The following is a 21939-nucleotide window of genomic DNA, read 5'->3' on the forward strand; positions in this document are numbered from 1 at the left end:
GGAGCGAATCTGAAAGATCGCGACGAGCTTAGAGGCCAGCGAGGCTTCAGAAAAACATCCGCCTTTCCCCGCTCACCAGCTCCTGCAGAAAATCCGCGACGGTGCGTACCCGCACCAAATCCCGGGCGCTTTCATGGTAGGTGGTCCAATAAGCGCGTTTGATCGAGACATCGGGAAGAATGCGGATCAGCTCCGGATATTGCCTGGCAATGTAATCGTGCAAAATGCCGATGCCGGCGCCCGAGCGCACCGCTTCCGTCTGGCCAATGGACGTCGAGATTTCGAACGAGGCGTCCCAGCTTCGCATGATTTCGCCGGAAAAATTCAGTGAGGCGGTAAAGATCAGGTCTTCGACATAGCCGATGCGCGGGTGCAGTTTCAGCGCCTCGACGCTGTCCGGCAGGCCCGCCTGGTCGAGATAGGCCTTGGAGGCATAGAGGCCGAGCGTATAGTCCGTCAGCTTGGACGAGATCAGGCGGCCTTGTTCCGGACGTTCCAGCGTGATGGCGATATCCGCCTCGCGCTGCGACAGCGAAAAGGAGCGGGGCACCGGCACCAATTGGATGCGTAGCTCCGGATAGCGCGCAATTAGCCGTCCCAAACGGGGTGCGAGGAAGGAGACGCCGAAACCGTCGGGCGCGCCGATACGCACCGTGCCGGTGATGGCGCTGTCGAGATGACCGACGCTCGCCTGGGCACGCAGCATTTCGGTTTCCATGCGCTCGGCCGCATGCAGGAAGATTTCGCCCTCGGAGGTCAGGTCGCAGCCATTGGTGCGACGCACCAGCAGCCGCGTCTTCAGCCGCTCCTCCAGCGTCGTCACCCGCCGGGAGAGCGTGGCATGGTTGACCCCAAGCCGCTTTGAGGCCGCCAGGATCTGTCCCGTGCGGGCAACAGCGAGGAACATGCGGACATCATCCCAATCCATATGCACATCCAGGACTTTAATTTCTGCACAACGGTTGCTTATAACAGCTCATTGATTTGTGCAAATTGAAGTGCGATCCTGTCATCATTCCAGAAAACGAGGAGGCACATCCATGCAAGAGATTGGTCATTTCATCGGCGGCAAGCACGTCGCTGGCACCAGCGGCCGCACAAGCAACATCTACAATCCGGCAACCGGCGAAATTCAGGCGACGGTCGCGCTCGCCAGCGTCGAGGAAATGCGCGCCGCCGTCGAAAATGCCAAGGCCGCGCAGCCGAAATGGGCCGCCACCAATCCGCAGCGTCGCGCTCGCGTTTTCTTCAAGTTCGTCGAACTACTTAACCGCCACATGGACGAACTCGCCGTGATGCTCTCCAAGGAGCACGGCAAGACGGTTGACGATTCCAAGGGCGACGTCCTTCGCGGCCTGGAAGTCTGCGAATTCGTCTGCGGCATTCCGCATCTTCAGAAGAGCGAGTTCACCGAAGGCGCCGGCCCTGCGATCGACATGTACTCCATCCGCCAGCCGGTCGGCGTCGGCGCCGGCATCACGCCGTTCAATTTCCCGGCGATGATCCCGATGTGGATGTTCGCGCCGGCGATCGCCTGCGGCAACGCCTTCATCCTGAAGCCGTCCGAGCGCGATCCGTCCGTGCCGATCCGTCTCGCCGAACTGATGATCGAAGCCGGTCTGCCGGCAGGCATCCTGAACGTCGTCAATGGCGACAAGGCCGCAGTCGACGCCATTCTGACCGACCCTGATATTGCCGCTGTTTCCTTCGTCGGCTCCACGCCGATCGCCCGCTACGTCTACGGCACGGCGGCGATGAACGGCAAGCGCGCGCAATGCTTCGGCGGCGCCAAGAACCATATGATCATCATGCCGGACGCCGATATGGATCAGGCCGTCAACGCCCTGATGGGCGCTGGCTACGGCTCGGCCGGCGAGCGCTGCATGGCGATCTCGGTTGCCGTTCCGGTGGGCGAAGACACGGCCAATCGCCTGGTCGAAAAGCTCGTCCCGAAGATCGAATCCCTGCGTATCGGCCCTTACACCGATGACAAGGCCGATATGGGCCCGCTCGTCACTAAGGATGCCTATAACCGAGTCAACGGCCTCATCGACCGCGGCGTTGAAGAAGGCGCCAAGCTCGTTGTTGACGGCCGTGGCTTCAAGCTGCAGGGTTATGAGGACGGCTATTTCGTCGGTGGCACACTGTTCGACCACGTCAAGCCTGAGATGGATATCTACAAGACCGAAATCTTCGGACCGGTTCTTTCGGTGGTCCGCGCCAAGAACTACGAAGAAGCGCTCGATCTGCCGATGAAGCATGAATATGGCAACGGCGTTGCGATCTACACCCGCGATGGCGACGCCGCCCGCGATTTCGCCTCGCGCATCAATATCGGCATGATCGGCGTCAACGTGCCGATCCCGGTTCCGCTCGCTTACCACTCCTTCGGTGGCTGGAAGGCTTCCAGCTTCGGCGACCTCAACCAGCACGGCACGGACTCGATCAAGTTCTGGACCCGCACCAAGACGATCACCGCCCGCTGGCCGTCCGGCATCAAGGATGGTGCTGAATTCGTCATGCCGACGATGAAGTAACGTTCTTCGATTTGTCTGATACGAACCGCCGTCCAATGCCGATTTAAGGCTGAATTGGGCGGCGGTTTTTTGTTGCGGTTATTTTCTCCTGAGTCATCTTGCTGGATGGTGTGTTTTGTTTTAGAACAAAACAAGAACAACCGGAGGACGGTGCGATGCCCGTGACCTATCAGATCGACTATCTCGAATTTCCATCGACCGACGGGTTGAAGACCCGGCGCTTTTTCGAGGAAGCCTTCGAGTGGAGCTTCGTCAGCTACGGACCGACCTATCACGCCATCGAAGCGGCGGGCATCGACGCCGGCATCCAGGGCGACGCGGCCGCGGCTACCGACGCACCGCTGCCCGTCGTGCGCACGACGGACTTGGAAGCGGCGCAGCGCTCCGTCGAACTCGCCGGCGGCGTGGTCACGCGACCCGCCTTCGACTTCCCCGGTGGCCGGCGCTTTCACTTCCGCGAGCCCGGCGGCTGCGAGATGGCAGTCTGGGTTTCGGTGAGCTGAAGGCCCGACCTTATCTGTTCAAAAATTCGCAGATTGCCATTGATCGGAATTGACGATTATTCCGGCACACCCGTGCCTTCCGCCCCCGAACGCAAGCGGGCGCGGCCGACCAGGAACGTTCCATATCCCATCAGAATAACGTGAATGTGATTTTCATCTTTTGGAATTGTTCAAAACTACGAAAGGCACTATATACCAGTCGAACCGTCCTATACGGCCTTGATTCCAGGAGATCGGCATGCGCTTGACCAAGCAGACCAACTACGCAGTGCGCATGCTCATGTATTGCGCCGCCAACGATGGCCACTTGAGCCGCATCCCGGAAATCGCAAAAGCCTATGGTGTTTCCGAACTGTTTTTGTTCAAGATTTTGCAGCCGCTCACCAAGGCCGGTCTCGTCGAAACCGTGCGTGGCCGCAACGGCGGCGTGCGTCTCGGCAAGCCGGCGGCGAACATCAGCCTGTTCGATGTCGTCAAGGTAACCGAGGATAGTTTCGCGATGGCGGAATGCTTCGAGGAAGGTGTCGTCGAATGCCCATTGGTCGATAGCTGCGGCCTGAATTCGGCGCTGCGCAAGGCGCTCAATGCTTTCTTCGACGTGCTGACGGAGTATTCCATAGATGATCTCGTCAAGGCCCGTCCGCAGATCAATTTCCTGCTCGGTCTGACCGACCGGGACCACAGGGCGATCGCCAAGAAGCCAGCGATCGCGGCGCCGGCCGCCTGACTTCATCTAAATTGCGCAGTTTTCAATCCGCGGGCGCTCTCAGGTGTCCGCGGATTTTTCGTTTGTGGTCAGTCCTGCGGCCAAGCGTTCGTATTTCCGAATAGGCAGGCGTAAAATTGTCCAGATTGCGTCGAAAAGCGCCGCGATTTCGTTAGATTGTTACCAATCCAAGACCATTTTTGACTTAAAATTTCCAAACTCCGTAATTTGGAAAAATTTTGGGCGGGGCGTGTTGCTTTCAAACATTAAATAGCGTTCCATCGGCGCGATCCGGATGGGGAACCTCTGGGGATCCACGGCTTCAAAAGAAGAACAAACCTGGGAAACGATATCATGAAAAAGATCTCTGTCCTGCTGGCAGTGACAGCCCTGACTTCGGTCATGGCGACGTCCGCCTGGTCCAAAACGCTCGTCTATTGCTCGGAAGGTTCGCCGGAAGGTTTCGATCCGGGAATTTATACCGCCGGCACCACCTTCGACGCCTCTTCGCGCACGGTTTATAGCCGCCTTGTCGAGTTCAAGCATGGCAGCACCGAAGTTGAGCCCGGCCTTGCCGAAAGCTGGACCGTTTCCCCGGACGGCAAGGAATACACCTTCAAGCTCCGCAAGGGCGTGAAGTTCCAGACCACCGATTACTTCACCCCGACGCGTGACCTGAATGCAGACGACGTCGTCTTCTCGTTCGACCGTCAGCTCAAGGAAGACAGCCCGTGGGCCAAATACGTTGCTGGCGGTTCTTATGAATATGCTGCGGGCATGGGCTTCCCGAAGCTCATCAAGTCGGTCGACAAGGTCGATGACCTCACCGTCAAGTTCGTGCTGAACCGTCCGGAAGCACCGTTCATCGCCGACCTCGCCATGGACTTCGCTTCGATCCTGTCGAAGGAATATGCTGACAAGCTGCAGGCCGACAAGAAGATGGAGCAGATGAACCAGCAGCCGCTCGGCACTGGTCCGTTCACCTTCGTCGCCTATCAGCCCGATGCCGTCATCCGCTACAAGGCGAATGAAACCTACTTCAAGGGCAAGGAAAAGATCGACGATCTCGTCTTCGCGATCACCCCTGACGCCTCGGTTCGCGCTCAGAAGCTGAAGTCCGGCGAATGCCAGATCATGCCGTACCCGAACGCTGCCGATATCAAGGATCTCCAGACCGACAAGAGCCTGAAGGTTCTCGAACAGCCGGGCCTGAACGTTTCCTATCTCGCCTACAACACGCTGGTTGCTCCCTTCGACAAGACCGAAGTGCGCAAGGCGCTGAACATGGCTGTCGATAAGCGGGCGATCGTCGACGCCGTCTTCCAGGGTTCCGGCTCGGTCGCCACCAACCCGATCCCGCCGACCATGTGGTCCTACAACAAGGACATCAAGGACGATCCGTACAACCCGGAAGAAGCCAAGAAGATGCTTGAAAAGGCTGGGGTCAAGAACCTCAGCATGAAGATCTGGGCGATGCCGGTTTCGCGTCCGTACATGCTGAATGCACGTCGTGCTGCCGAGCTGATGCAGGCTGACCTAGCCAAGATCGGCGTCAAGGCCGAGATCGTCACCTATGACTGGGCTCAATACCTGAAGCTCTCCTCCGCCAAGGACCGCGACGGCGCGGCTATCCTCGGCTGGACCGGCGACAACGGCGATCCGGACAACTTCCTGGACACGCTGCTCGGCTGTGACGCAGTCGGCGGTAACAACCGCGCCCAGTGGTGCAACAAGGAATTCGACGATCTCGTGAAGAAGGCCAAGCAGACGTCCGACATCAAGGAGCGCACCAAGCTCTACGAACAGGCGCAGGTCGTCTTCAAGCGCGAAGCTCCGTGGATGACCATCGACCATTCCGAGGAGTTCATTCCGATGAGCACCAAGGTTTCCGGCTATGTGCAGGATCCGGTTGGCGTTCACCGCTTCGACGGCGTCGATATCGCCGAATAACGGACACGCTCTGAAATACTCGGCCGAAAGCCGGGTGAAACCGGCGGTCAGGCAATTTGCCTGACCGCCGGAAAACTTTGGACATCTGCCATGTTGCGATTTCTTTTCGGCCGCCTTGCGGTGCTGATCCCGACATTCCTCGGCGTATCGATCGTCGCTTTCTCCTTCATCCGCCTGCTTCCCGGCGACCCCGTCATGCTGTTGTCGGGTGAGCGCGTGATGTCGCCTGAGCGCCACGCCCAGATCTCCCATGATCTCGGCTACGACCAGCCACTGGTCGTGCAGTACGGCCATTACATCTGGAACGCGCTGCACGGCGATCTCGGTACTTCGATCACCACCAAGCGCGACGTATTGACCGACTTCCTGACCTTCTTCCCGGCAACGCTGGAACTCTCCATCTGCGCCATCATCCTGGCGATCTGTCTTGGCATTCCGGCTGGCGTTTTCGCCGCCGTCAAGCGCGGCACATGGTTCGACCAGAGCGTGATGGGGGTGGCCCTTGTCGGCTATTCCATGCCGATCTTCTGGTGGGGCCTGCTGCTGATCATCGTCTTCAACGGCTATCTGCACTGGACGCCGGTTTCGGGCCGCATCGGGCTTATCTATTTCTTCAAGCCGATCACCGGCTTCATGCTGATCGATAGCCTGTTGTCCGGTCAGAAGGGGGCCTTCTGGTCGGCTCTGAATTCGCTAATCCTGCCGACCATCGTGCTCGGCACCATTCCGCTCGCCGTCATCGCCCGGCAGACGCGCTCGGCCATGCTGGAAGTTCTGGGCGAGGATTATGTCCGCACCGCCCGCTCCAAGGGCCTTGCGCCGCTCCGTGTCGTTTCCGTGCATGCGCTCCGCAATGCCATGATCCCGGTCGTCACCACCATCGGCCTGCAGGTCGGCGTGCTGCTCGGCGGCGCCATCCTGACGGAAAGCATCTTTTCCTGGCCAGGCATCGGCAAGTGGATGATCGACGCTGTCTTCAAGCGGGATTATCCTGTCGTGCAGGGCGGTCTGCTGCTGATCGCGGGGATTGTCATGCTCGTCAATCTCGCCGTCGACCTGCTCTACGGCTTCATCAATCCACGCATTCGTCACTAGGAGCGGCCCATGAGCACGGTAAGTCTCAAATCCGACCGCCCCTCCGCTCTCGCGGAGTTCTGGTATTATTTCTCGCGTAACAAGGGCGCCGTCATCGGACTGGCGATCTTCGTCTTCGTCTTGTTCCTGGCGATCTTCGCCGGCGTGGTCGCTCCACATAATCCGGACGCCGCCTATGGCAGCGCCATGCAGCGCCTGCCACCCGCCTGGGCCCAAGGTGGCAATAGCGACTTTCTCCTCGGCACCGATGCCAATGGCCGCGATCTGCTTTCGCGCCTGATCTATGGCACGCGGTTTTCGCTGTTCATCGGCCTGGTGGTTGCTTCGCTTTCGGCGCTCGCCGGCATCCTGATCGGCCTGGTCGCCGGCTATGTCCGCGGCCGCACCGATACCATCATCATGCGCATCATGGACATCATCCTTGCCATTCCCTCGCTGCTGCTCGCTCTGGTGCTGGTGGCGATCCTGGGGCCTGGCCTGACCAACGCCATGATCGCGATCTCGATCGTCAACCAGCCGCATTTCGTCCGCCTGACGCGTGCCTCGGTGATGGCCGAGCGCGACAAGGAATATGTCATCGCCTCGCGCGTGTCGGGCGCCAGTTCGCTTCGCCTGATGTTCAAGACCATCCTGCCGAATTGTCTGGGGCCGCTCATCGTGCAGGCGACGCTTGCCTTCTCGGCCGCGATTCTCGATGCCGCCGCCCTCGGCTTTCTTGGCCAGGGCGCGCAGCCGCCGACGCCGGAATGGGGAACGATGCTCGCGGATTCGCGTGAATTCTTCCAGAGCAATCCCTGGCTCGTCACTTTCCCCGGTCTTTGCATCCTGATCACGGTTCTCGCCATCAATCTGATGGGCGACGGCCTGCGCGATGCCTTCGACCCGAAGCTGAAGAGGTCGTGATGCCGCTTCTCGATATTGAAAATCTCACCGTTGAATTCCAGACCGCGTCCGGCCTGTTCCGGGCGGTCGACGGTGTCTCGCTCACCTGCGACAAGGGTGAAATCCTTTCGATCGTCGGCGAATCCGGTTCCGGCAAGTCCGTATCCATGCTTGCCATGATGGGCCTGCTGCCCTGGACGGCGAAGATCACCGCCGACCGCATGACGTTCGATGGCAAGGACCTGCGCGGCATCTCGTCCCGCCAGCGCCGCAAGATCATCGGCAAGGATATGGCGATGATCTTCCAGGAGCCGATGTCGAGCCTCAATCCGTGCTTCACGGTCGGCTTTCAGCTCGGTGAGACCCTGCGCATCCATATGGGCCTCGACCGTAAGGCACGCCGCGAGCGCTCGATCGAGCTGTTGAATCTTGTCGGCATTCCCGCGCCTGCGGATCGCTTGTCGAACTTCCCGCACCAGATGTCTGGCGGTATGAGCCAGCGCGTCATGATCGCCATGGCGCTTGCCTGCAATCCGAAGCTGCTGATCGCCGACGAGCCGACCACCGCGCTCGACGTGACCATCCAGGCACAGATTCTCGATCTGCTTGCGCGTCTGCAAAAAGAGCAGGGCATGGCGCTGGTGCTGATCACCCACGACATGGGCGTCGTGGCCGAAACCGCCGAGCGCGTGCAGGTGCAATATGCCGGCCAGAAGGTCGAGGAGCAGCCGGTAAAGGCCTTGTTCCGCGATCCGCATCATCCCTATACGGCAGCACTTCTCTCGGCTCTGCCGGAACGAGCCGTCGTCGGCGAACGCCTGCCGTCGATCGCGGGTGTCGTGCCCGGCCAGCATGATCGCCCGACGGGCTGTCTTTTCGCGCCGCGCTGCTCGTTTGCAACGCCGGCCTGCGACCGCGGCGTCAAGCGTCAGGGTGTGGAGCTCGGCGTGGCTCTCTGTAATTATCCGTTGGAACACGGCAAGCCGCTCGGCCATCCCGGCCTTGCCGCCACGCAAGCAGCAGGAGGCCGCTGATGTCGGGCGCTGTTCTCGAGGGGCGCGATCTCGCCCGTTTCTACACCGTCAGGCGTGGCGCCTTCAAACCGGAGGCGACCGTCAAGGCGTTAAACGGCGTCAGCTTCAGCCTGCAGTCCGGCCGCACGCTCGCCGTGGTTGGCGAATCCGGTTGCGGCAAGTCGACGCTCGCTCGCCTGGTAACGATGATCGAAGATCCGACGGCGGGCGAATTGCTGATCGATGGTAAGCCGGCTAAACTTGGCGACCGCAGCCTGCGCAGTGCTGTGCAGATCGTCTTCCAGAATCCCTATGGCTCGCTCAATCCGCGTCAGAAGGTGGGTTCCATTCTCGAGGAGCCGCTGAAGATCAATACGGACGACGATGCCGCCACCCGCCGCCGCAAGGCCGAAGAGATGATGGCGCGCGTCGGCTTGCGCCCCGAACATTACGACCGCTATCCGCACATGTTCTCCGGCGGCCAGCGCCAGCGCATCGCCATTGCCCGCGCGCTGATGCTGCGGCCGAAGGTGCTGGTGCTCGACGAGCCGGTCTCCGCGCTCGATCTGTCGATCCAGGCGCAGGTGCTGAACCTTCTGATGGACCTGCAGAAGGAGATGGGGCTGGCCTATCTCTTCATCTCGCACGGCCTTTCGGTCGTCCGCCATATCGCCGACGACGTGATGGTGATGTATCTCGGCCGCCCGGTCGAGACCGGTACGGCGGAACAAGTCTTCACCCGCCCGCGCCACCCCTATACCGCGGCGCTGTTGTCGGCGACACCGATCGCCGATCCCGAGCGCGAGAAGAACCGCATTCGCCTACAGGGCGAATTGCCGTCTCCGCTCAATCCGCCGACCGGCTGTCACTTCAATCCGCGGTGCTGGCGAGCGCAGGATAAATGTCGCCAAGTAACGCCGGAATTGTTCGGCGAGGGAACGCATAAATTCGCCTGTTTCTATCCGTTGGATTGATGGCTGGAAGCACCATGAGCGATACAGCGAAAGTCCCTCTTGCCGTCATCATCATGGGCGTCAGTGGCAGCGGCAAGTCGTCTATCGGCGAAAGGATGGCGGCGCGGCTTGGCCTGCATTTTGTCGAGGGTGACGCGCTGCATCCCGCGGCCAACGTCGAGAAGATGAGCAAGGGCATTCCGCTGACGGACGAAGATCGCTGGCCCTGGCTCGACCTGATCGGTCAGCAGATCGCGGCGAGCCTTGCAAAAGGCGAAGCGATCGCCGTCTCCTGCTCCGCTTTGAAGCGTAGTTATCGCGAGCGTTTGCGGGCCGCCGCCGGCGGGCATCTCTATTTCGTCTATCTCGACGGTTCGAAGGAGCTGCTGACCGAGCGCATGGGCGAGCGCAAGGGCCATTTCATGCCTGCGTCACTTCTGGAAAGCCAATTGCAAACGCTGGAAGTGCCGACCGGCGAACCGGGCGTTGTCACCGTCGGCATCGACGACACGGTCGACGGCATCGTCGAGGCCGCGCTCAAAGCCCTCGACGCGATCCGTTGACGCCTGAGTTTCAGGGCGCGAACCGGTCCGGTGCGTAAGCCGAGATGTCGATGAACGGCTTTTCTCCGGTAATCAGCTCAGCGAGCACGCGTCCCGTTACGGGTCCTAGCGTCAGGCCATGATGCGCGTGGCCAAAGGCGAACCACAGGCCGTCATGACGCGGCGCCTTGCCGATGATTGGCATCATATCCGGGGTGCAGGGGCGGGCGCCCATCCAGGGCTCCGGGTCGAGTCGCTCGCCGAGCGGAAAAATGGTGCGGGCGACGGCTTCGGCACGGTCGAGCTGGATCGGTGTTTTCGGTGCATCGCGCAGCGCAAATTCCGCCCCCGTCGTCAGCCGGATGCCGCGGCTCATCGGCGCCAGAAGATAGCCGCGCTCGGCATCCAGCGTCCAATTGTTGAGGATGGCGTTGTCCTCGGCGGCGTAGTGCATGTGATAGCCGCGCTTGACGCCCAGCGGAAAAGCATAGCCGAAACGCTTGGTCACGAGATCCGCCCAGGGACCGAGAGCGACGACGACGTCCTCGGCCTCAATCGAACCCTCGGCCGTCACCATCTTCCACTGCGAGCCGGATCGGCCGAGCGAGACGGCGTCACCCGTCGCGAAAAGCCCGCCAATGCTCTCGAAATACGCACGATAGGCCGCGATCAAACCATGCGGATCGAGCACGGACCAGGGATCGCGCCAGCGCAGGCCTCCGGAGAAGCTGCCCCTGATATGCGGCTCCAGCGACGCAATATCGGCGCCGGTCAGCGCGTCGTAAGCGATGCCGAATTCGCGGTTGAGGCGCTCGGCCTCGGCAAATTCCGCATCGCGTTTCTCGTCCGTGCGGAAAATCTCCATCCAACCATTCTTGCGGATCAATTCGTCGGCGTGAGAGGCTTCAATCAGGTCGTTGTGCTCGCTGATCGAATGCTCGATGAGCGGCGCATAGGCGCGCGAGATCATCTCATGTCGCCTGGTATTGGAATTCCACCAATAGCGGGCGAGAAAGGCTATCTGCCCCGGCAGCGCGCGCAGGTGATAATGCGCGTCGATGCGATTGTTGAATGCATAGCGCAGAAGCAGACCGAACTGCTGCGGAAAGCCGTAGGGCACGACGCCTTCGCGCTGAATCAGCCCGGCATTGCCGAAGGAGGTTTCCTTACCCGGCGCTTTGCGGTCGACGAGGATGACCTGGCGCCCGCGCCGCTGGAGATGGATGGCCGTCGATACGCCGACGATGCCTGCACCGAGCACGATTGCGTCTTTTGTCATGTTCCCCGTTATCCGCACGCTTCTTTTATTTGCGCATGATCCCATTCAAAAATCATGCTCCAAGCATCGAAAATGCCTGCCAAAATACTGCGGCGCAAATGAAAAATGCAATCAAGCCATGACCTGTCTTAAAGCTGCATTTTCCGCGCGAATGCGTATGGCAAGAACGGCTGCATTGAGCAGCGAAAATACCAAGGCATAGAGCGGCAGGCCGAAGGCGAGCGGCAGCACGGCGATCTCGCCGATGACCACCGCATAGTTCGGATGGCTGAGGAAACGATATGGCCCGTTGGTTACCAAGGCTGCGCCCGGCAACACGATGATCCGTGTCGTCCAGCGCCCTTTCAGGGTCGTCAGCACCCAGACGCGCAAGCCCTGCAGCACCATGAAGATGACGAACCAGATGGGGCTGACCGGTCGGTCTGCGGCCAGAAGCCACAGACCGATGAGCCAGGCGGCGTGCATCGCGACCATATAGGGATAATGTTCCGGTGCAATCTCCCGGGCGCCACGCGCAAGGAGGGCAGCGGTGTTGCGCCGCGCGTGCTGCAGCTCGGCCAGCCGCTGCAACGTGACGAAGCTCAACAGCGCAATCGATGGCCAGACCATCAGGCGGCCCTCTTCAGTGTGACGCAGCTTGCCGCAAAGCCGGGACCCATGGCGATGAGAGCCGAACGGGGCGGCAGTCCGGCACTGATCGCACGCTCCAGCACGAAGAGCACGGTCGGCGACGACATGTTGCCATAGTCGCTGACCACCTCGCGCTCGATATCCAGCGAGCCGGGTTCGAGACCAAAGGCAGTCTCCAGCGCCACCAGCACCTTGGCGCCGCCGGGATGACAAATGAAGCGGTCGACATCGGATATCGTCAGGCCGGCGCGTTCGAGGATACCGGCGACGGCGGGCTTGATATTCGCTTCGGCGAAGGGCGGCAGCGACTGGTCCAGGATAATGCCGAAGCCGGTATCGTCGATCTTCCAGCCCATGATGCCGAGGGTATCGGGAAAGAGATGCTCGCCCGTCGATTCGATTTCCGCCACACCATCCTTGCCGGCGCGCAGGATACAGGCGGCCGCGCCGTCGCCGAAGAGCGCCGTCGCGACGATGTTCGGCCGCGTCAGTTCGTCCAGCCGGAAAGCGAGCGAGCAGAGTTCGAGGGCAACGAAGAGCACGACAGCGCCGGGCCGGCTCTTTGCCATGCGTGAGGCGATACCAAGCCCGGAAACGCCCGCCGCGCAGCCGAGGCCGAAGACCGGCACGCGCTCGATATCGGAGCGGAAGCCCAACTCACGCGAAAGCCGCGCCTCAAGGCTCGGCGTCGTAACGCCGGTCGACGACACCGTTACGATGCAATCAACCTCTTCCGCCCTCAGGCCGGCGCGTTTCAGCGCGCTGGTCGCGCTCCTTGTGAAAAGCTGGCTGGCGACCTCGGCATAGGCTTCCATGCGGTCCTGCCACCCATGCGATTGCTCGAACCAGGAGAGCGGCCGGGCAACATATCGTTTGCGTATGCCGGCGCTTTCGAACACGCGGGCGAGATGCTTGAAATCGCGAAAACGATCGGAAAACAGACGGCCGGCGGTCTCGGCGGCTTCCGTTTGGTAGATGATGTTGTCGGGCGTGGCGACAGCCAGACTGACAAGCTTGACGGTATCGGTCACTTGTTTCTCCTTGCGACCCTCTGCGGGTACGCAGGTAGAAACACGCCAGCATCGGGCATTATTCGGCGTCATATCGGTCACGAAAGAGTGACGGCAAATTGTGGCTATGAGCGCGAGAAAAATGTCTCTGGCCCGCGAATAAAATGAAGGATGGCGTGTTCTCCCGTCGCAACGTTCATTTGCCAAGGAGCAATCCCATGACGACTACCGCTTTCCGCCTGGCCTCCGTCGGTCTCGGCGCCTGCCTCACTCTCGGCATTCTCACGGTTCCGGTTTTCGCGGCTGGCGACAACAGCAGCACGACACCGACCTGCAAGAAAGGCGAGATCTACGACACGAAGACGAAGAAGTGCGTGAAGCAGCAGGGCGCCAATATCACCGACGAGAACCGCGCCGACTATGCTTATTCGCTCGCCAAGAAGGACCACCGCTATGAAGAAGCGCTGGCAGTTCTCGACACGATGCAAAACCCGAACACGGCAGAAGCCCTGAACTATCGCGGCTATGCCACCCGCAAGCTCGGCCGCACGGATGAAGGCATTTCCTATTACCTGAAGTCGGTCTCGATGGACCCGAAATATTCCCTGGTTCGCGAATATCTCGGCGAAGCCTATGTCATCAAGGGCCAGATCGACCTCGCTAAGGATCAGTTGAGCACGATCAAGACGCTCTGCGGCAATACGTCCTGTGAGGAATACCAGGACCTGAACAACGCCATCCAGCATCCGTCGAGCCTCTGATTTCAGGCGCCGGACCTGAGGTGACCGGCATAAGCAGTCAGTATTTAGAGGGATATCCGAGTGTCAGTCGCTCATTCCACAATTTCTGCTTATAGTCGGGTAAGATCGGAACCGCCGGCACGACCGGCGATTCCCAAAAACGCGAACCCCGCGGAGGGTGCCATAGCCAGCGAAGAGGATATCAGGGCCGGTCTGTCGCAGCATCTGACGCGGCTCTGGCGCTATGCGGTGGTGCTGTCGCGCCAACGCGACGTCGCGGATGACCTGGTGCAGGCGACCTGCGTCAGGGCACTGGAGCGGGCTGGTCAGTTCGCAGCCGGTACGCGGCTTGATCGATGGTTGTTTTCGATCCTGCACTCGATCTGGCTGAATGAGATACGAGCGCGCCGGGTGCGCATGGGCCAGGGTTTTGTCGATGCCGACGAAACGCTGGTCTTTGACGGTGCGCGCGAGACGGAGACGCATATTCTCGCCGGCCAGGTGCTGAAACAGGTGCAGGCGCTGCCGGAAGCGCAACGTACCGCCGTGTTCCTGGCCTATGTCGAAGGACTTTCCTATCGCGAAGTGGCGGAGGTTTTGGATGTGCCGATCGGAACGGTGATGAGCCGGCTGGCGGCGGCGCGGGCGAAGCTCGCCAATGGCGCGGGACCCGCGGATGGCGCGGCTTTCCGGGGCCGGGCGACTGGGGAACGGGAATGAGTGAACTAGACAACAAAAAAATGCCCTCGGACGAGCTGCTGACCGCCTTCATCGACGGCGAGTTGGATGCCGCCGAGAGCGACAGAATAGAAAAGCTGATCGCCAGCGACGCCCAGGTGGCGGAACGCTTCGATTTCTTGTCGCGGAGCGATTTGCCCTTCCGTGAGGCATTTGAGCCCGTGCTTACCGCCGCCCCAAGCGCCAAGCTTACCGCCATGCTTGCTGCCATTCCCTCCACAAACGCGCAAAAGAAGGCCGCTTCCGGCGTTAGCCGCCGTGGTTTCCTCTCGGCGATTGCCGCCTGCCTCGTCGTGGGCGTCGCCATCGATCGCGCCGCAATCGACATCAATCGTCGCCTCAACAAACCGGAAGAGGGGAGTGACTGGCGCGCCGTTGTCGCCGAGTACCTATCGCTCTATACGCCGGACACGCTGAGCGCACCCGCCGGCGATCATGCTGAACAGGCCGCGCAATTGAGCGAAGTCGGCTCCAAGCTCGGTGTCACGCTGACGCCCGAAACCGTTGCCTTGCCGGGCATCGATTTCAAGCGCGCCCAGATACTGAATTATGACAGCAAGCCCTTGGCGCAGATCGCTTATCTTGATCCCGAAAGCGGTCCGATGGCGCTCTGCATCATCCCCTCGACTACAGGCGTTGCTGCACCGGACATGGAAAACCGCCGCGGCATGAATGTCGTCTATTGGTCGAACACCACCCACGCCTTCATGCTCATCGGCCATTCGCCGATCGACCGGCTGAAGGCGCTGGCGGATGGCGTTCGGCAAAGCTTGGCGGCTTGAGATTAAGGCTTTCCCCAACGCGCAGGAAGGGTTAGCTCCCGCAAATCGCGCCATTCAAAAAGAATTTGGCGAAAACTCATCCTGCTGATATTCTCCGCCCAACGAAAATCGAATGAGCGCCTGCAGCATGCCCTGGGGCCTTGCGCGGCGCGGTGGAAAAGATACGTGAGTGACCCCGACAGCGGCAGAGCGCCGCAGGCAAACGGGGCGTCGGTAGCAGAGCGCAGGAAGGGTAAATCCTCCCGGCGCGGTAAGCGTAAGCGTGGCGGTCCCGCCCGTCCGAACGCTTTTTCTGCGGAGGCCAACCAGACCGGCACGTCCGGCCCGGCGGCGACACGCCCAATAGACAACGACACCGGTTCTCCGGGCAAAAAGCGCAAGCGTCGCCGCCGTTCGCGTGGCGGAGCGCATGATGGCGCGCAACACACTTCCTCGAGCCAGCAGCAACAAGCTTCTTCAGCGCCGGAACAGCGCGCTGCGGCCGGGCCGTCGCACAAGAATGGCAAGAACAGGCGCAAGCACCGCAGCAAGCGCGGCTTGCAGGGCCGTCCCCTGGTGCACGAAAAGACGGCGCAGATCGTCGCCCCCGCCGCTCCTGCCGCCGCTGAACATGCGCCTGCCCGCAACGATCATCACAATGACCGCCATCCGCCGTCGCAGCGCCGTGACAGCCACGTGCCGCATCAGCATGCCGACGGAGATTACCGTCCCGTCGATCTCTACGCGGCACTCGATCTCGGCACCAATAATTGCCGTCTGCTGATTGCGCAGCCGACGAGGCCCGGCCAGTTTCGCGTTGTCGATGCTTTTTCCCGCATCGTGCGTCTCGGCGAAGGGCTTGGCGCCAGCGGCAGGCTGTCCAGCGACGCCATGGATCGGGCGGTCGAAGCTCTGCGCGTCTGCGCCGGCAAGCTGAAGACGCGCGAGATCCGCCGCATGCGGCTGATTGCCACCGAAGCCTGTCGCGCGGCGGAGAACGGCGAAGCCTTCCTCGCCCGTGTCACGGAGGAAACTGGCCTGCGGCTCGAAATCATCGATCGCGAGACCGAGGCGCGGCTTGCCGTCTCCGGCTGCTCGTCGCTGGTCGGCTCCGAGGCGCGCTCAGTCGTGTTGTTCGATATCGGCGGCGGCTCTTCGGAAATCGCCGTCATCCGCATTGGCGAAAACCGCTCCAGCCGACTTGCCAACCATATCACTCACTGGACATCGCTGCCGGTTGGCGTGGTGACGCTCTCGGAACGCCATGGCGGCCGCGACGTCACGCCGGAACTGTTCGAAACCATGGTGCGTGAAGTCGAAGGCATGCTTGAACGCTTCGATTGCCCGCCGGTTCAGGGTGCTGCGCGCGACAGCGGCGATTTTCATCTGATCGGCACGTCCGGCACGGTGACGACGCTTGCCGGCGTTCACCTCGATCTGCCGCGTTACGACCGACGCCGGGTCGATGGTGTCTGGCTATCAGACGATGAGGTGACGGCCATGCAGGCGAAGCTGCTTTCCTGGGATTTCGCCGGCCGTGCCGCCAATCCCTGCATCGGGCCGGACCGCGCCGATCTCGTACTGGCAGGCTGCGCCATTCTCGAGGCGATCCGCCGCCGCTGGCCGAGCCCGCGCATGCGCGTCGCCGATCGCGGTCTGCGTGAGGGATTGCTGACCGACATGATGGCAGATGACGGCGTGTGGCGGCGGGGCCGCTCGCGCCGCGGCCATCGACCAAAGGATATGAAGGGGCCGCAGGCATGACCAAGCCAACGATCGCCGGCAACCGCACCGGCCGCAAGCTCGGCCAGCGCGTCAAGAAAAAGAAGCTGAAGGCCTCCTCGCGGCAATGGCTGCAGCGGCATATTAACGATCCCTATGTGCAGCGTGCGCAGCTTGAGGGCTATCGCGCCCGTGCCGCCTTCAAGCTGCTCGAGATCGACGAGAAGCACCAGATCCTCAAGGGCGCTCGCCGCATCATCGATCTTGGCGCCGCACCGGGAAGCTGGTCGCAGATCGCCGCCAAGGTGACCGACTCGACCGAAGAGGATATCCGCGTCGCCGCCATCGACTTTCTCGAAATGGCGCCGATTCCGGGCGTTAGCATCCTGCAACTCGATTTCCTCGATCCGCAGGCGCCGCAGCGACTGATCGACGCCGTCGGCGGCACGCCCGATCTGGTGATTTCGGATATGGCAGCGCCGACCACCGGCCATCACCGCACCGACCACCTGCGGACCATGCATCTCTGTGAAGTCGCGGCGCATTTCGCGGTCGAAGTTCTGGCCGAAGGTGGGCATTTTCTCGCCAAGACCTTCCAGGGCGGCACGGAGCGCGACCTGCTGACGCTGCTGAAGCAGAATTTTCGCCAGGTCATTCATGTGAAGCCGGGCGCATCCAGGGCCGAATCGGTCGAGATGTTCCTGCTGGCGAAGGGCTTCAAGGGCCGCAGAACGGACGAGGAAACAACGAGTGCTTGATTTAGCCCTGGCTTTTGTCCGATGATATAGTTCCATCGGCATTGCAGGCAGCGCGTTCGTACCATGCTTCTTTACGTCACTCTCGGCTCTAACGATATTCCGCGTGCACGCAGCTTCTATGACGCGGTTCTGCCGACCCTCGGCTACCGGCGCCAGCGCGAATCGGATGAGGAAATCGGCTATGCCGCCGATGGCGACACACGTTGCCGCTTCTGGGTGGTTGTTCCCTATAACCACCGCAAGGCCACGATCGGCAATGGTTCGATGGTGGCGCTGCACGCGGGAAGCCGCGCCGATGTCGACACCTTTTATGCCGCAGCCCTAGCCCATGGCGGCACCGACGAGGGCAAGCCGGGGCTGCGCTCCTTCCACGCCAATTTCTATGCGGCTTACGTACGCGATCCCGACGGCAACAAGCTCAGCGCCGTCTGCGAGCGGCCCGAGTAGGGTTTTACCTTCGCCCCAACGGGGAAAAGGTAGGGTCATCATTTCACCATGGGCACTTGCGGCTGCGCCGCAGCCACGCGTTTCAGGCCGGCCTTGTGGCCGGAGACCGCGGCGCCGGCGCTTCGATCCATGCGGATGAAAGGAATGATGGCAATCACGGTCAGGATCGAGAGCGAGAAAAAGGCGATATGGAAATCGCGGACCTGCAGCTCCGTGCCGCTGAAGAAGGTCGACGTTTCCAGGATCATGGCAGCGACGGCAACGCCGAGCGCCAGGCTGATCTGCTGCATGACCGAGCTCATCGATGTGGCGTGGCTTGCCTGCTTGTCGCTGATGTCGGCGAAGGCGAGTGCATTGATCCCCGTGAAGAAGAACGAGCGTGAGAAGCCGCCGATCAGCAGCACGCCAACGATGATGAGATGCGGCGTCCAGGGCTGAAATAGGCCGGTGCCGATCGTCGTCACCGTCGTGATCCCTGCCGCCGACAGCAGCGCCGTCCTGAATCCTACGGCGGTGAAGACGCGGCGGGCGATGAACTTGGTGCTGATGGCGCCGATGGCGCCGGCGAAGGTAATGAGGCCCGATTGGAACGGATTGAGGCCGAAGCCGAGCTGCAGCATCAGCGGCGTCAGGAACGGCATGGCGCCGATGCAGATGCGAAAGAGCGTGCCGCCCGTGACGGAAGCACGGAAAGTGGCATTCTTCAGAAGCGTCAGGTCGAGGATCGGTGCCGGATGGCGACGGGCATGGCCGACGTAGAGAAAGCCGCAGATGAAGCCGATGATGATGGCCGAGATGCCGATGAATGGCGGCAGCGCCGGCAGGCTGATCACCGACATGCCGAACACGACGCCGGCCGCGGCGACTGATGTCAGCACGAAGCCGATGAAATCCAGCTTCGGCGGCATGGTCGCCTCGACATCCGGCAAGAAGATCGTCGAGAGAATGACGCCGAGAATGCCGACGGGAACGTTGATCAGGAAGATCCAGTGCCAGGAAGCGTAGGTGGTGATGAAGCCGCCGAGAGGCGGTCCGGCGAGGGGACCGACGAGGGCGGGAATCGAAAGCAACGCCATGGCTGAGACCAGATCGCTCTTCTGTGTCGTGCGCACCAGCACAAGGCGCCCGACCGGCGTCATCATCGAGCCGCCGAGACCTTGCAGGAAGCGGGCGGCGACGAATTCCAGGAGTCCGCCCGAGAAGGCGCACATGATCGAACCGATGACGAAGACGCAGATGGCGAGCCGAAAGACGGTCTTCGCCCCGAAGCGATCCGCCATCCAGCCGCTGATCGGAATGAACACCGCCAACGATACCATATAGGATGTCAGCGCCAGTTTGAGCGTGATCGGGCCCACATGGAGATCCGCCGCAATGGCCGGCAAGGCGGTCGCAATCACGGTGGAATCCATCTGCTCCATGAAAAGCGCGACGGCAAGGATCAGCGGAACGATGCGATTCATAGGCATATGCCTTGGGTGAGTTGTGTCTTCGGGGAAGGGGTCCGCATGAGACGGGCACCCGCTCTGTAGTCCTATGTGCGACCTCTGCCAATCTCCGATTCCGCCCTTTGGCTTCCTGGAGATCACGTCTTGGTGATGCCGCTTGCCGCCGGTATAGGCTATCAAGTTTGACATATGCTAAACGCATCGAAATGCTAAGCGCATAAAACCTCATTTGGCGTATTAGCGGATTTGGATCGATATGTCATGGCGAATTATCGGCCATGAAAGCTCGTATGGCCGCTGCCGATGACGGCGACAGGCGCAGCTTACGCTGCCACCATTGGAGAGAATGAGATCATGACCGCCGTTGTTCTGCCGCCCGAGACCCATCAGTTCAAGCTGGGGTCCTGCACCATCACCGTTGTCAAGGATGGCGCAAGCATTCTGAACAATCCCTGGGAAACCTTCGGATCGAACCAAGCTCCGGACACGGTGCGGAAGCTTTTGGCGCAGAACTTCCTGCCGACCGAAAAGCTCGTCAACAGCTATGCGCCAGCCATCATTGACACAGGTTCGGACGTCATCGTCGTCGACACCGGCTTCGGCGCCGCCGGTCGCGCCCGCGGTTTGGGCCGTTTTCGAGAAGGTCTGAAGGCTCTCGGCTACGCGCCGGAGGAGGTGACCGTCGTTGCTCTGACGCATCTACATGGCGACCATATTAGCGGGCTGATGGAGGATGGCGCTCCGGCCTTCCCGAATGCACGCTATGTCACCGGCAAGATCGAATATGAATTCTGGACCGACAAGGCACGAGAGGGGACGCCGGCTGAAGCCGGTCACAAGACCGTGCTTGCCAATGTCGTGCCCTTTGCCGAGAAGATGACTTTCCTCAGAGATGGCGACCAGATCATCAGCGGCATGACCGCCATGCTCGCGCCCGGTCATACGCCTGGTCATCTCGTCTTTCATCTCGAATCGGACGGCAAGCAACTGGTCATGACCGGCGATACGGCCAATCACTATATTCTTTCACTCGGGCGTCCGGATTGGGAAGTGCGCTTCGACCTCGATAAGGCGCAAGCCGGCAAGACCCGCCGCCGGGTCTTCGACATGATCGCCACCAACCGCATCCCTTTCCTCGGCTTCCACATGCCATTCCCCGCCGTCGGCTTTGTCGAAAAGCAGCCGGAAGGATTCCGCTATGTGCCGAAAACGTATCAGCTCGATCTGTAAGGCCAACTGACGCCAGGCTAACGGCTCGGCTAAAAGGCGAAATGATTCCTGTGGTAAAAGTCCGTAGGTCAAGTTGGACTTTTCGCGAGCGAATTTTACGACAGAAACATCCTTAGTAGCCGCTAAGGTACGGTGCGGCTCTCAATTCCGGGTCGCCTTGCCCAGCTGCGGCTCTGTGCCTGCCAGTAGCCGCTGAATGTTGGCACGGTGGCGTATTATCACGTAAAGGCCGCCTGCGATCACCAGCAGCCGATAAGGCAAAGGTTGCTCCAAGCCGCAGATGAGGGCAATCGCAGTCAGCGCAGCCAGGATCGAACCAAGAGAAACAATCCGAAAAATAGCCAATACAACGCCAAAAACCGTCACGGCACCCAATCCCACCGGCCAGGCTATCGCAAGCAAGAGGCCGAATCCGGTCGCGACGGATTTGCCGCCCTTAAAATTCAACCAAATCGGACGGCTATGCCCCAGCAAGGCGGCGAGTCCTGCGAGGAAAACGGCCCAGGGCGTCCACGCTTGCTGATTTTGCAGATCCAGCGCAGACGGTGGCGAAAAGGATGGCAGTGTGCAAAGCCAAGGATAGAACCTATCCGCAAAGATGATTGCCGCGGCACCTTTCAGCACATCTATGAGGAGCACCACTGAGGCGGGCCATTTCCCAAGGGTCCGCAATACGTTCGTTGCCCCAGTGGATTTGGAGCCATGCTCGCGAATATCGATGCCCTTCAGTAGTTTCCCCATGAGATACCCTGTGGGCGTGGCACCAAATAGATAAGCGATTACCAATCCAACCGCACTCGCTATCCAGAAAACCATGAGTGTGGCATTACCTCCTCTACTCTTCGTGGACCGCGAGCCGAAATCGCACCATTGCGAAATAGGGGGGGTCAGGGCAATCGTGTTTCTCAATCCCTCACATGAATATCTTCAACGCGCGTACTGATAGCGGTTCGTCGTGAGCAGCCTCGATTTCGGCGGCGCAATCGAATTCCACA

At 60.8% G+C, this 21939-nt stretch carries 22 protein-coding genes; 16 read left to right on the forward strand and 6 right to left on the reverse strand.

Going from position 1 to position 21939, the window contains the following annotated elements; translation table 11 throughout:
- Window positions 1-46 precede the first annotated feature (46 nt).
- Window positions 47-928: a LysR family transcriptional regulator gene (locus tag K290_RS0102890; protein ID WP_028750471.1), complete on the reverse strand. Its 882-nt coding sequence runs from the start codon at window positions 926-928 to the stop codon at window positions 47-49.
- A gap of 112 nt (window positions 929-1040) precedes the next feature.
- On the opposite strand from K290_RS0102890, the gene K290_RS0102895 reads away from it, so the two are divergent.
- The 9 genes from K290_RS0102895 (at window position 1041) to K290_RS0102935 (ending at window position 10202) form a co-directional block, all read left to right on the forward strand.
- On the forward strand, window positions 1041-2537 hold the full coding sequence (locus K290_RS0102895) for a CoA-acylating methylmalonate-semialdehyde dehydrogenase (RefSeq protein WP_028750472.1): 1497 nt from the start codon (window positions 1041-1043) through the stop codon (window positions 2535-2537).
- A 155-nt stretch (window positions 2538-2692) separates the two neighbouring features.
- Entirely contained in the window at window positions 2693-3040 is a 348-nt protein-coding gene (locus K290_RS0102900; RefSeq protein WP_028750473.1) for a glyoxalase/bleomycin resistance/extradiol dioxygenase family protein, read from the forward strand.
- 238 nt (window positions 3041-3278) lie between these two features.
- Entirely contained in the window at window positions 3279-3767 is a 489-nt protein-coding gene (gene rirA / locus K290_RS0102905; RefSeq protein ID WP_028750474.1) for an iron-responsive transcriptional regulator RirA, read from the forward strand.
- 333 nt (window positions 3768-4100) lie between these two features.
- The gene (locus K290_RS0102910) at window positions 4101-5696 is read left to right on the forward strand and encodes an ABC transporter substrate-binding protein (protein ID WP_028750475.1); all 1596 of its coding nucleotides are present in this window, start codon (window positions 4101-4103) and stop codon (window positions 5694-5696) included.
- A gap of 90 nt (window positions 5697-5786) precedes the next feature.
- Complete coding sequence (locus K290_RS0102915) at window positions 5787-6791, forward strand: ABC transporter permease subunit (RefSeq protein ID WP_028750476.1); 1005 nt, start codon at window positions 5787-5789, stop codon at window positions 6789-6791.
- Window positions 6792-6800: 9 nt separating this feature from the next.
- On the forward strand, window positions 6801-7694 hold the full coding sequence (locus K290_RS0102920; RefSeq protein WP_028750477.1) for an ABC transporter permease subunit: 894 nt from the start codon (window positions 6801-6803) through the stop codon (window positions 7692-7694).
- A complete protein-coding gene (locus K290_RS0102925) occupies window positions 7694-8707 on the forward strand; it encodes an ABC transporter ATP-binding protein (protein ID WP_028750478.1) in 1014 nt (337 codons plus the stop codon). Before K290_RS0102920 ends, K290_RS0102925 begins: the two co-directional genes overlap by 1 nt.
- Complete coding sequence (locus K290_RS0102930) at window positions 8707-9660, forward strand: peptide ABC transporter ATP-binding protein (RefSeq protein ID WP_028750479.1); 954 nt, start codon at window positions 8707-8709, stop codon at window positions 9658-9660. Before K290_RS0102925 ends, K290_RS0102930 begins: the two co-directional genes overlap by 1 nt.
- Before the next feature lie 14 nt (window positions 9661-9674).
- Complete coding sequence (locus tag K290_RS0102935) at window positions 9675-10202, forward strand: gluconokinase (protein WP_028750480.1); 528 nt, start codon at window positions 9675-9677, stop codon at window positions 10200-10202.
- A 10-nt stretch (window positions 10203-10212) separates the two neighbouring features.
- On the opposite strand, the gene K290_RS0102940 is transcribed toward K290_RS0102935, so the two are convergent.
- The 3 genes from K290_RS0102940 to K290_RS0102950 form a co-directional block, all read right to left on the reverse strand.
- Window positions 10213-11460, reverse strand: coding sequence for an NAD(P)/FAD-dependent oxidoreductase (locus K290_RS0102940; protein ID WP_028750481.1), 1248 nt, complete (start codon window positions 11458-11460; stop codon window positions 10213-10215).
- A 111-nt stretch (window positions 11461-11571) separates the two neighbouring features.
- Window positions 11572-12069, reverse strand: coding sequence for an isoprenylcysteine carboxyl methyltransferase family protein (locus K290_RS0102945; protein WP_028750482.1), 498 nt, complete (start codon window positions 12067-12069; stop codon window positions 11572-11574).
- Window positions 12069-13193, reverse strand: a complete 1125-nt coding sequence (locus K290_RS0102950; protein WP_210311470.1) for a type III polyketide synthase — start codon at window positions 13191-13193, stop codon at window positions 12069-12071. The genes K290_RS0102945 and K290_RS0102950 overlap by 1 nt, the downstream gene beginning before the upstream one ends.
- Window positions 13194-13318: 125 nt before the next feature.
- On the opposite strand from K290_RS0102950, the gene K290_RS0102955 reads away from it, so the two are divergent.
- The 6 genes from K290_RS0102955 to K290_RS0102980 all read left to right on the forward strand — a co-directional run bounded on the left by K290_RS0102955 (window position 13319) and on the right by K290_RS0102980 (window position 18266).
- Window positions 13319-13861 (forward strand): tetratricopeptide repeat protein, encoded by a 543-nt coding sequence (locus K290_RS0102955; RefSeq protein ID WP_028750484.1) that lies wholly within the window; start codon window positions 13319-13321, stop codon window positions 13859-13861.
- A gap of 60 nt (window positions 13862-13921) precedes the next feature.
- Entirely contained in the window at window positions 13922-14560 is a 639-nt protein-coding gene (locus K290_RS33765) for an RNA polymerase sigma factor (protein WP_051263939.1), read from the forward strand.
- Window positions 14561-14580: 20 nt separating this feature from the next.
- Window positions 14581-15360: an anti-sigma factor family protein gene (locus tag K290_RS0102965; protein ID WP_028750485.1), complete on the forward strand. Its 780-nt coding sequence runs from the start codon at window positions 14581-14583 to the stop codon at window positions 15358-15360.
- 165 nt (window positions 15361-15525) lie between these two features.
- Window positions 15526-17103, forward strand: a complete 1578-nt coding sequence (locus K290_RS0102970) for a Ppx/GppA phosphatase family protein (protein WP_028750486.1) — start codon at window positions 15526-15528, stop codon at window positions 17101-17103.
- Window positions 17100-17819: an RlmE family RNA methyltransferase gene (locus K290_RS0102975; RefSeq protein WP_028750487.1), complete on the forward strand. Its 720-nt coding sequence runs from the start codon at window positions 17100-17102 to the stop codon at window positions 17817-17819. Before K290_RS0102970 ends, K290_RS0102975 begins: the two co-directional genes overlap by 4 nt.
- Window positions 17820-17882: 63 nt before the next feature.
- Window positions 17883-18266 (forward strand): VOC family protein, encoded by a 384-nt coding sequence (locus K290_RS0102980; protein ID WP_028750488.1) that lies wholly within the window; start codon window positions 17883-17885, stop codon window positions 18264-18266.
- Between the two features lie 38 nt (window positions 18267-18304).
- Here the strand turns inward: K290_RS0102980 and K290_RS0102985 are convergent, their stop codons facing one another.
- Complete coding sequence (locus K290_RS0102985) at window positions 18305-19729, reverse strand: MFS transporter (RefSeq protein WP_028750489.1); 1425 nt, start codon at window positions 19727-19729, stop codon at window positions 18305-18307.
- A 288-nt stretch (window positions 19730-20017) separates the two neighbouring features.
- Here K290_RS0102985 and K290_RS0102990 point away from each other — a divergent pair, with 288 nt between their 5' ends.
- Window positions 20018-20944: an MBL fold metallo-hydrolase gene (locus K290_RS0102990; protein WP_081670206.1), complete on the forward strand. Its 927-nt coding sequence runs from the start codon at window positions 20018-20020 to the stop codon at window positions 20942-20944.
- 141 nt (window positions 20945-21085) lie between these two features.
- On the opposite strand, the gene plsY is transcribed toward K290_RS0102990, so the two are convergent.
- Window positions 21086-21760, reverse strand: a complete 675-nt coding sequence (gene plsY / locus K290_RS0102995) for a glycerol-3-phosphate 1-O-acyltransferase PlsY (protein ID WP_028750491.1) — start codon at window positions 21758-21760, stop codon at window positions 21086-21088.
- Window positions 21761-21939 lie beyond the last annotated feature (179 nt).

It is taken from the genome of Rhizobium leucaenae USDA 9039, from assembly GCF_000426285.1.
In the GTDB taxonomy this organism is placed as follows: domain Bacteria; phylum Pseudomonadota; class Alphaproteobacteria; order Rhizobiales; family Rhizobiaceae; genus Rhizobium; species Rhizobium leucaenae.

Bases quoted from the DNA above. Each gene is read 5' to 3' on its own strand.
- K290_RS0102950 (WP_210311470.1), bottom strand. From the start codon at position 13,193: ATGACGCCGAATAATGCCCGATGCTGGCGTGTTTCTACCTGCGTACCC.
- plsY (WP_028750491.1), bottom strand. From the start codon at position 21,760: ATGGTTTTCTGGATAGCGAGTGCGGTTGGATTGGTAATCGCTTATCTA.
- K290_RS0102910 (WP_028750475.1), top strand. From the start codon at position 4,101: ATGAAAAAGATCTCTGTCCTGCTGGCAGTGACAGCCCTGACTTCGGTC.
- K290_RS0102980 (WP_028750488.1), top strand. From the start codon at position 17,883: ATGCTTCTTTACGTCACTCTCGGCTCTAACGATATTCCGCGTGCACGC.
- K290_RS0102890 (WP_028750471.1), bottom strand. From the start codon at position 928: ATGGATTGGGATGATGTCCGCATGTTCCTCGCTGTTGCCCGCACGGGA.
- K290_RS0102965 (WP_028750485.1), top strand. From the start codon at position 14,581: ATGCCCTCGGACGAGCTGCTGACCGCCTTCATCGACGGCGAGTTGGAT.
- K290_RS0102935 (WP_028750480.1), top strand. From the start codon at position 9,675: ATGAGCGATACAGCGAAAGTCCCTCTTGCCGTCATCATCATGGGCGTC.
- K290_RS0102975 (WP_028750487.1), top strand. From the start codon at position 17,100: ATGACCAAGCCAACGATCGCCGGCAACCGCACCGGCCGCAAGCTCGGC.
- rirA (WP_028750474.1), top strand. From the start codon at position 3,279: ATGCGCTTGACCAAGCAGACCAACTACGCAGTGCGCATGCTCATGTAT.
- K290_RS0102990 (WP_081670206.1), top strand. From the start codon at position 20,018: ATGACGGCGACAGGCGCAGCTTACGCTGCCACCATTGGAGAGAATGAG.
- K290_RS0102925 (WP_028750478.1), top strand. From the start codon at position 7,694: ATGCCGCTTCTCGATATTGAAAATCTCACCGTTGAATTCCAGACCGCG.
- K290_RS0102915 (WP_028750476.1), top strand. From the start codon at position 5,787: ATGTTGCGATTTCTTTTCGGCCGCCTTGCGGTGCTGATCCCGACATTC.
- K290_RS0102930 (WP_028750479.1), top strand. From the start codon at position 8,707: ATGTCGGGCGCTGTTCTCGAGGGGCGCGATCTCGCCCGTTTCTACACC.
- K290_RS0102955 (WP_028750484.1), top strand. From the start codon at position 13,319: ATGACGACTACCGCTTTCCGCCTGGCCTCCGTCGGTCTCGGCGCCTGC.
- K290_RS0102945 (WP_028750482.1), bottom strand. From the start codon at position 12,069: ATGGTCTGGCCATCGATTGCGCTGTTGAGCTTCGTCACGTTGCAGCGG.
- K290_RS0102940 (WP_028750481.1), bottom strand. From the start codon at position 11,460: ATGACAAAAGACGCAATCGTGCTCGGTGCAGGCATCGTCGGCGTATCG.
- K290_RS0102900 (WP_028750473.1), top strand. From the start codon at position 2,693: ATGCCCGTGACCTATCAGATCGACTATCTCGAATTTCCATCGACCGAC.
- K290_RS0102895 (WP_028750472.1), top strand. From the start codon at position 1,041: ATGCAAGAGATTGGTCATTTCATCGGCGGCAAGCACGTCGCTGGCACC.
- K290_RS0102920 (WP_028750477.1), top strand. From the start codon at position 6,801: ATGAGCACGGTAAGTCTCAAATCCGACCGCCCCTCCGCTCTCGCGGAG.
- K290_RS0102985 (WP_028750489.1), bottom strand. From the start codon at position 19,729: ATGAATCGCATCGTTCCGCTGATCCTTGCCGTCGCGCTTTTCATGGAG.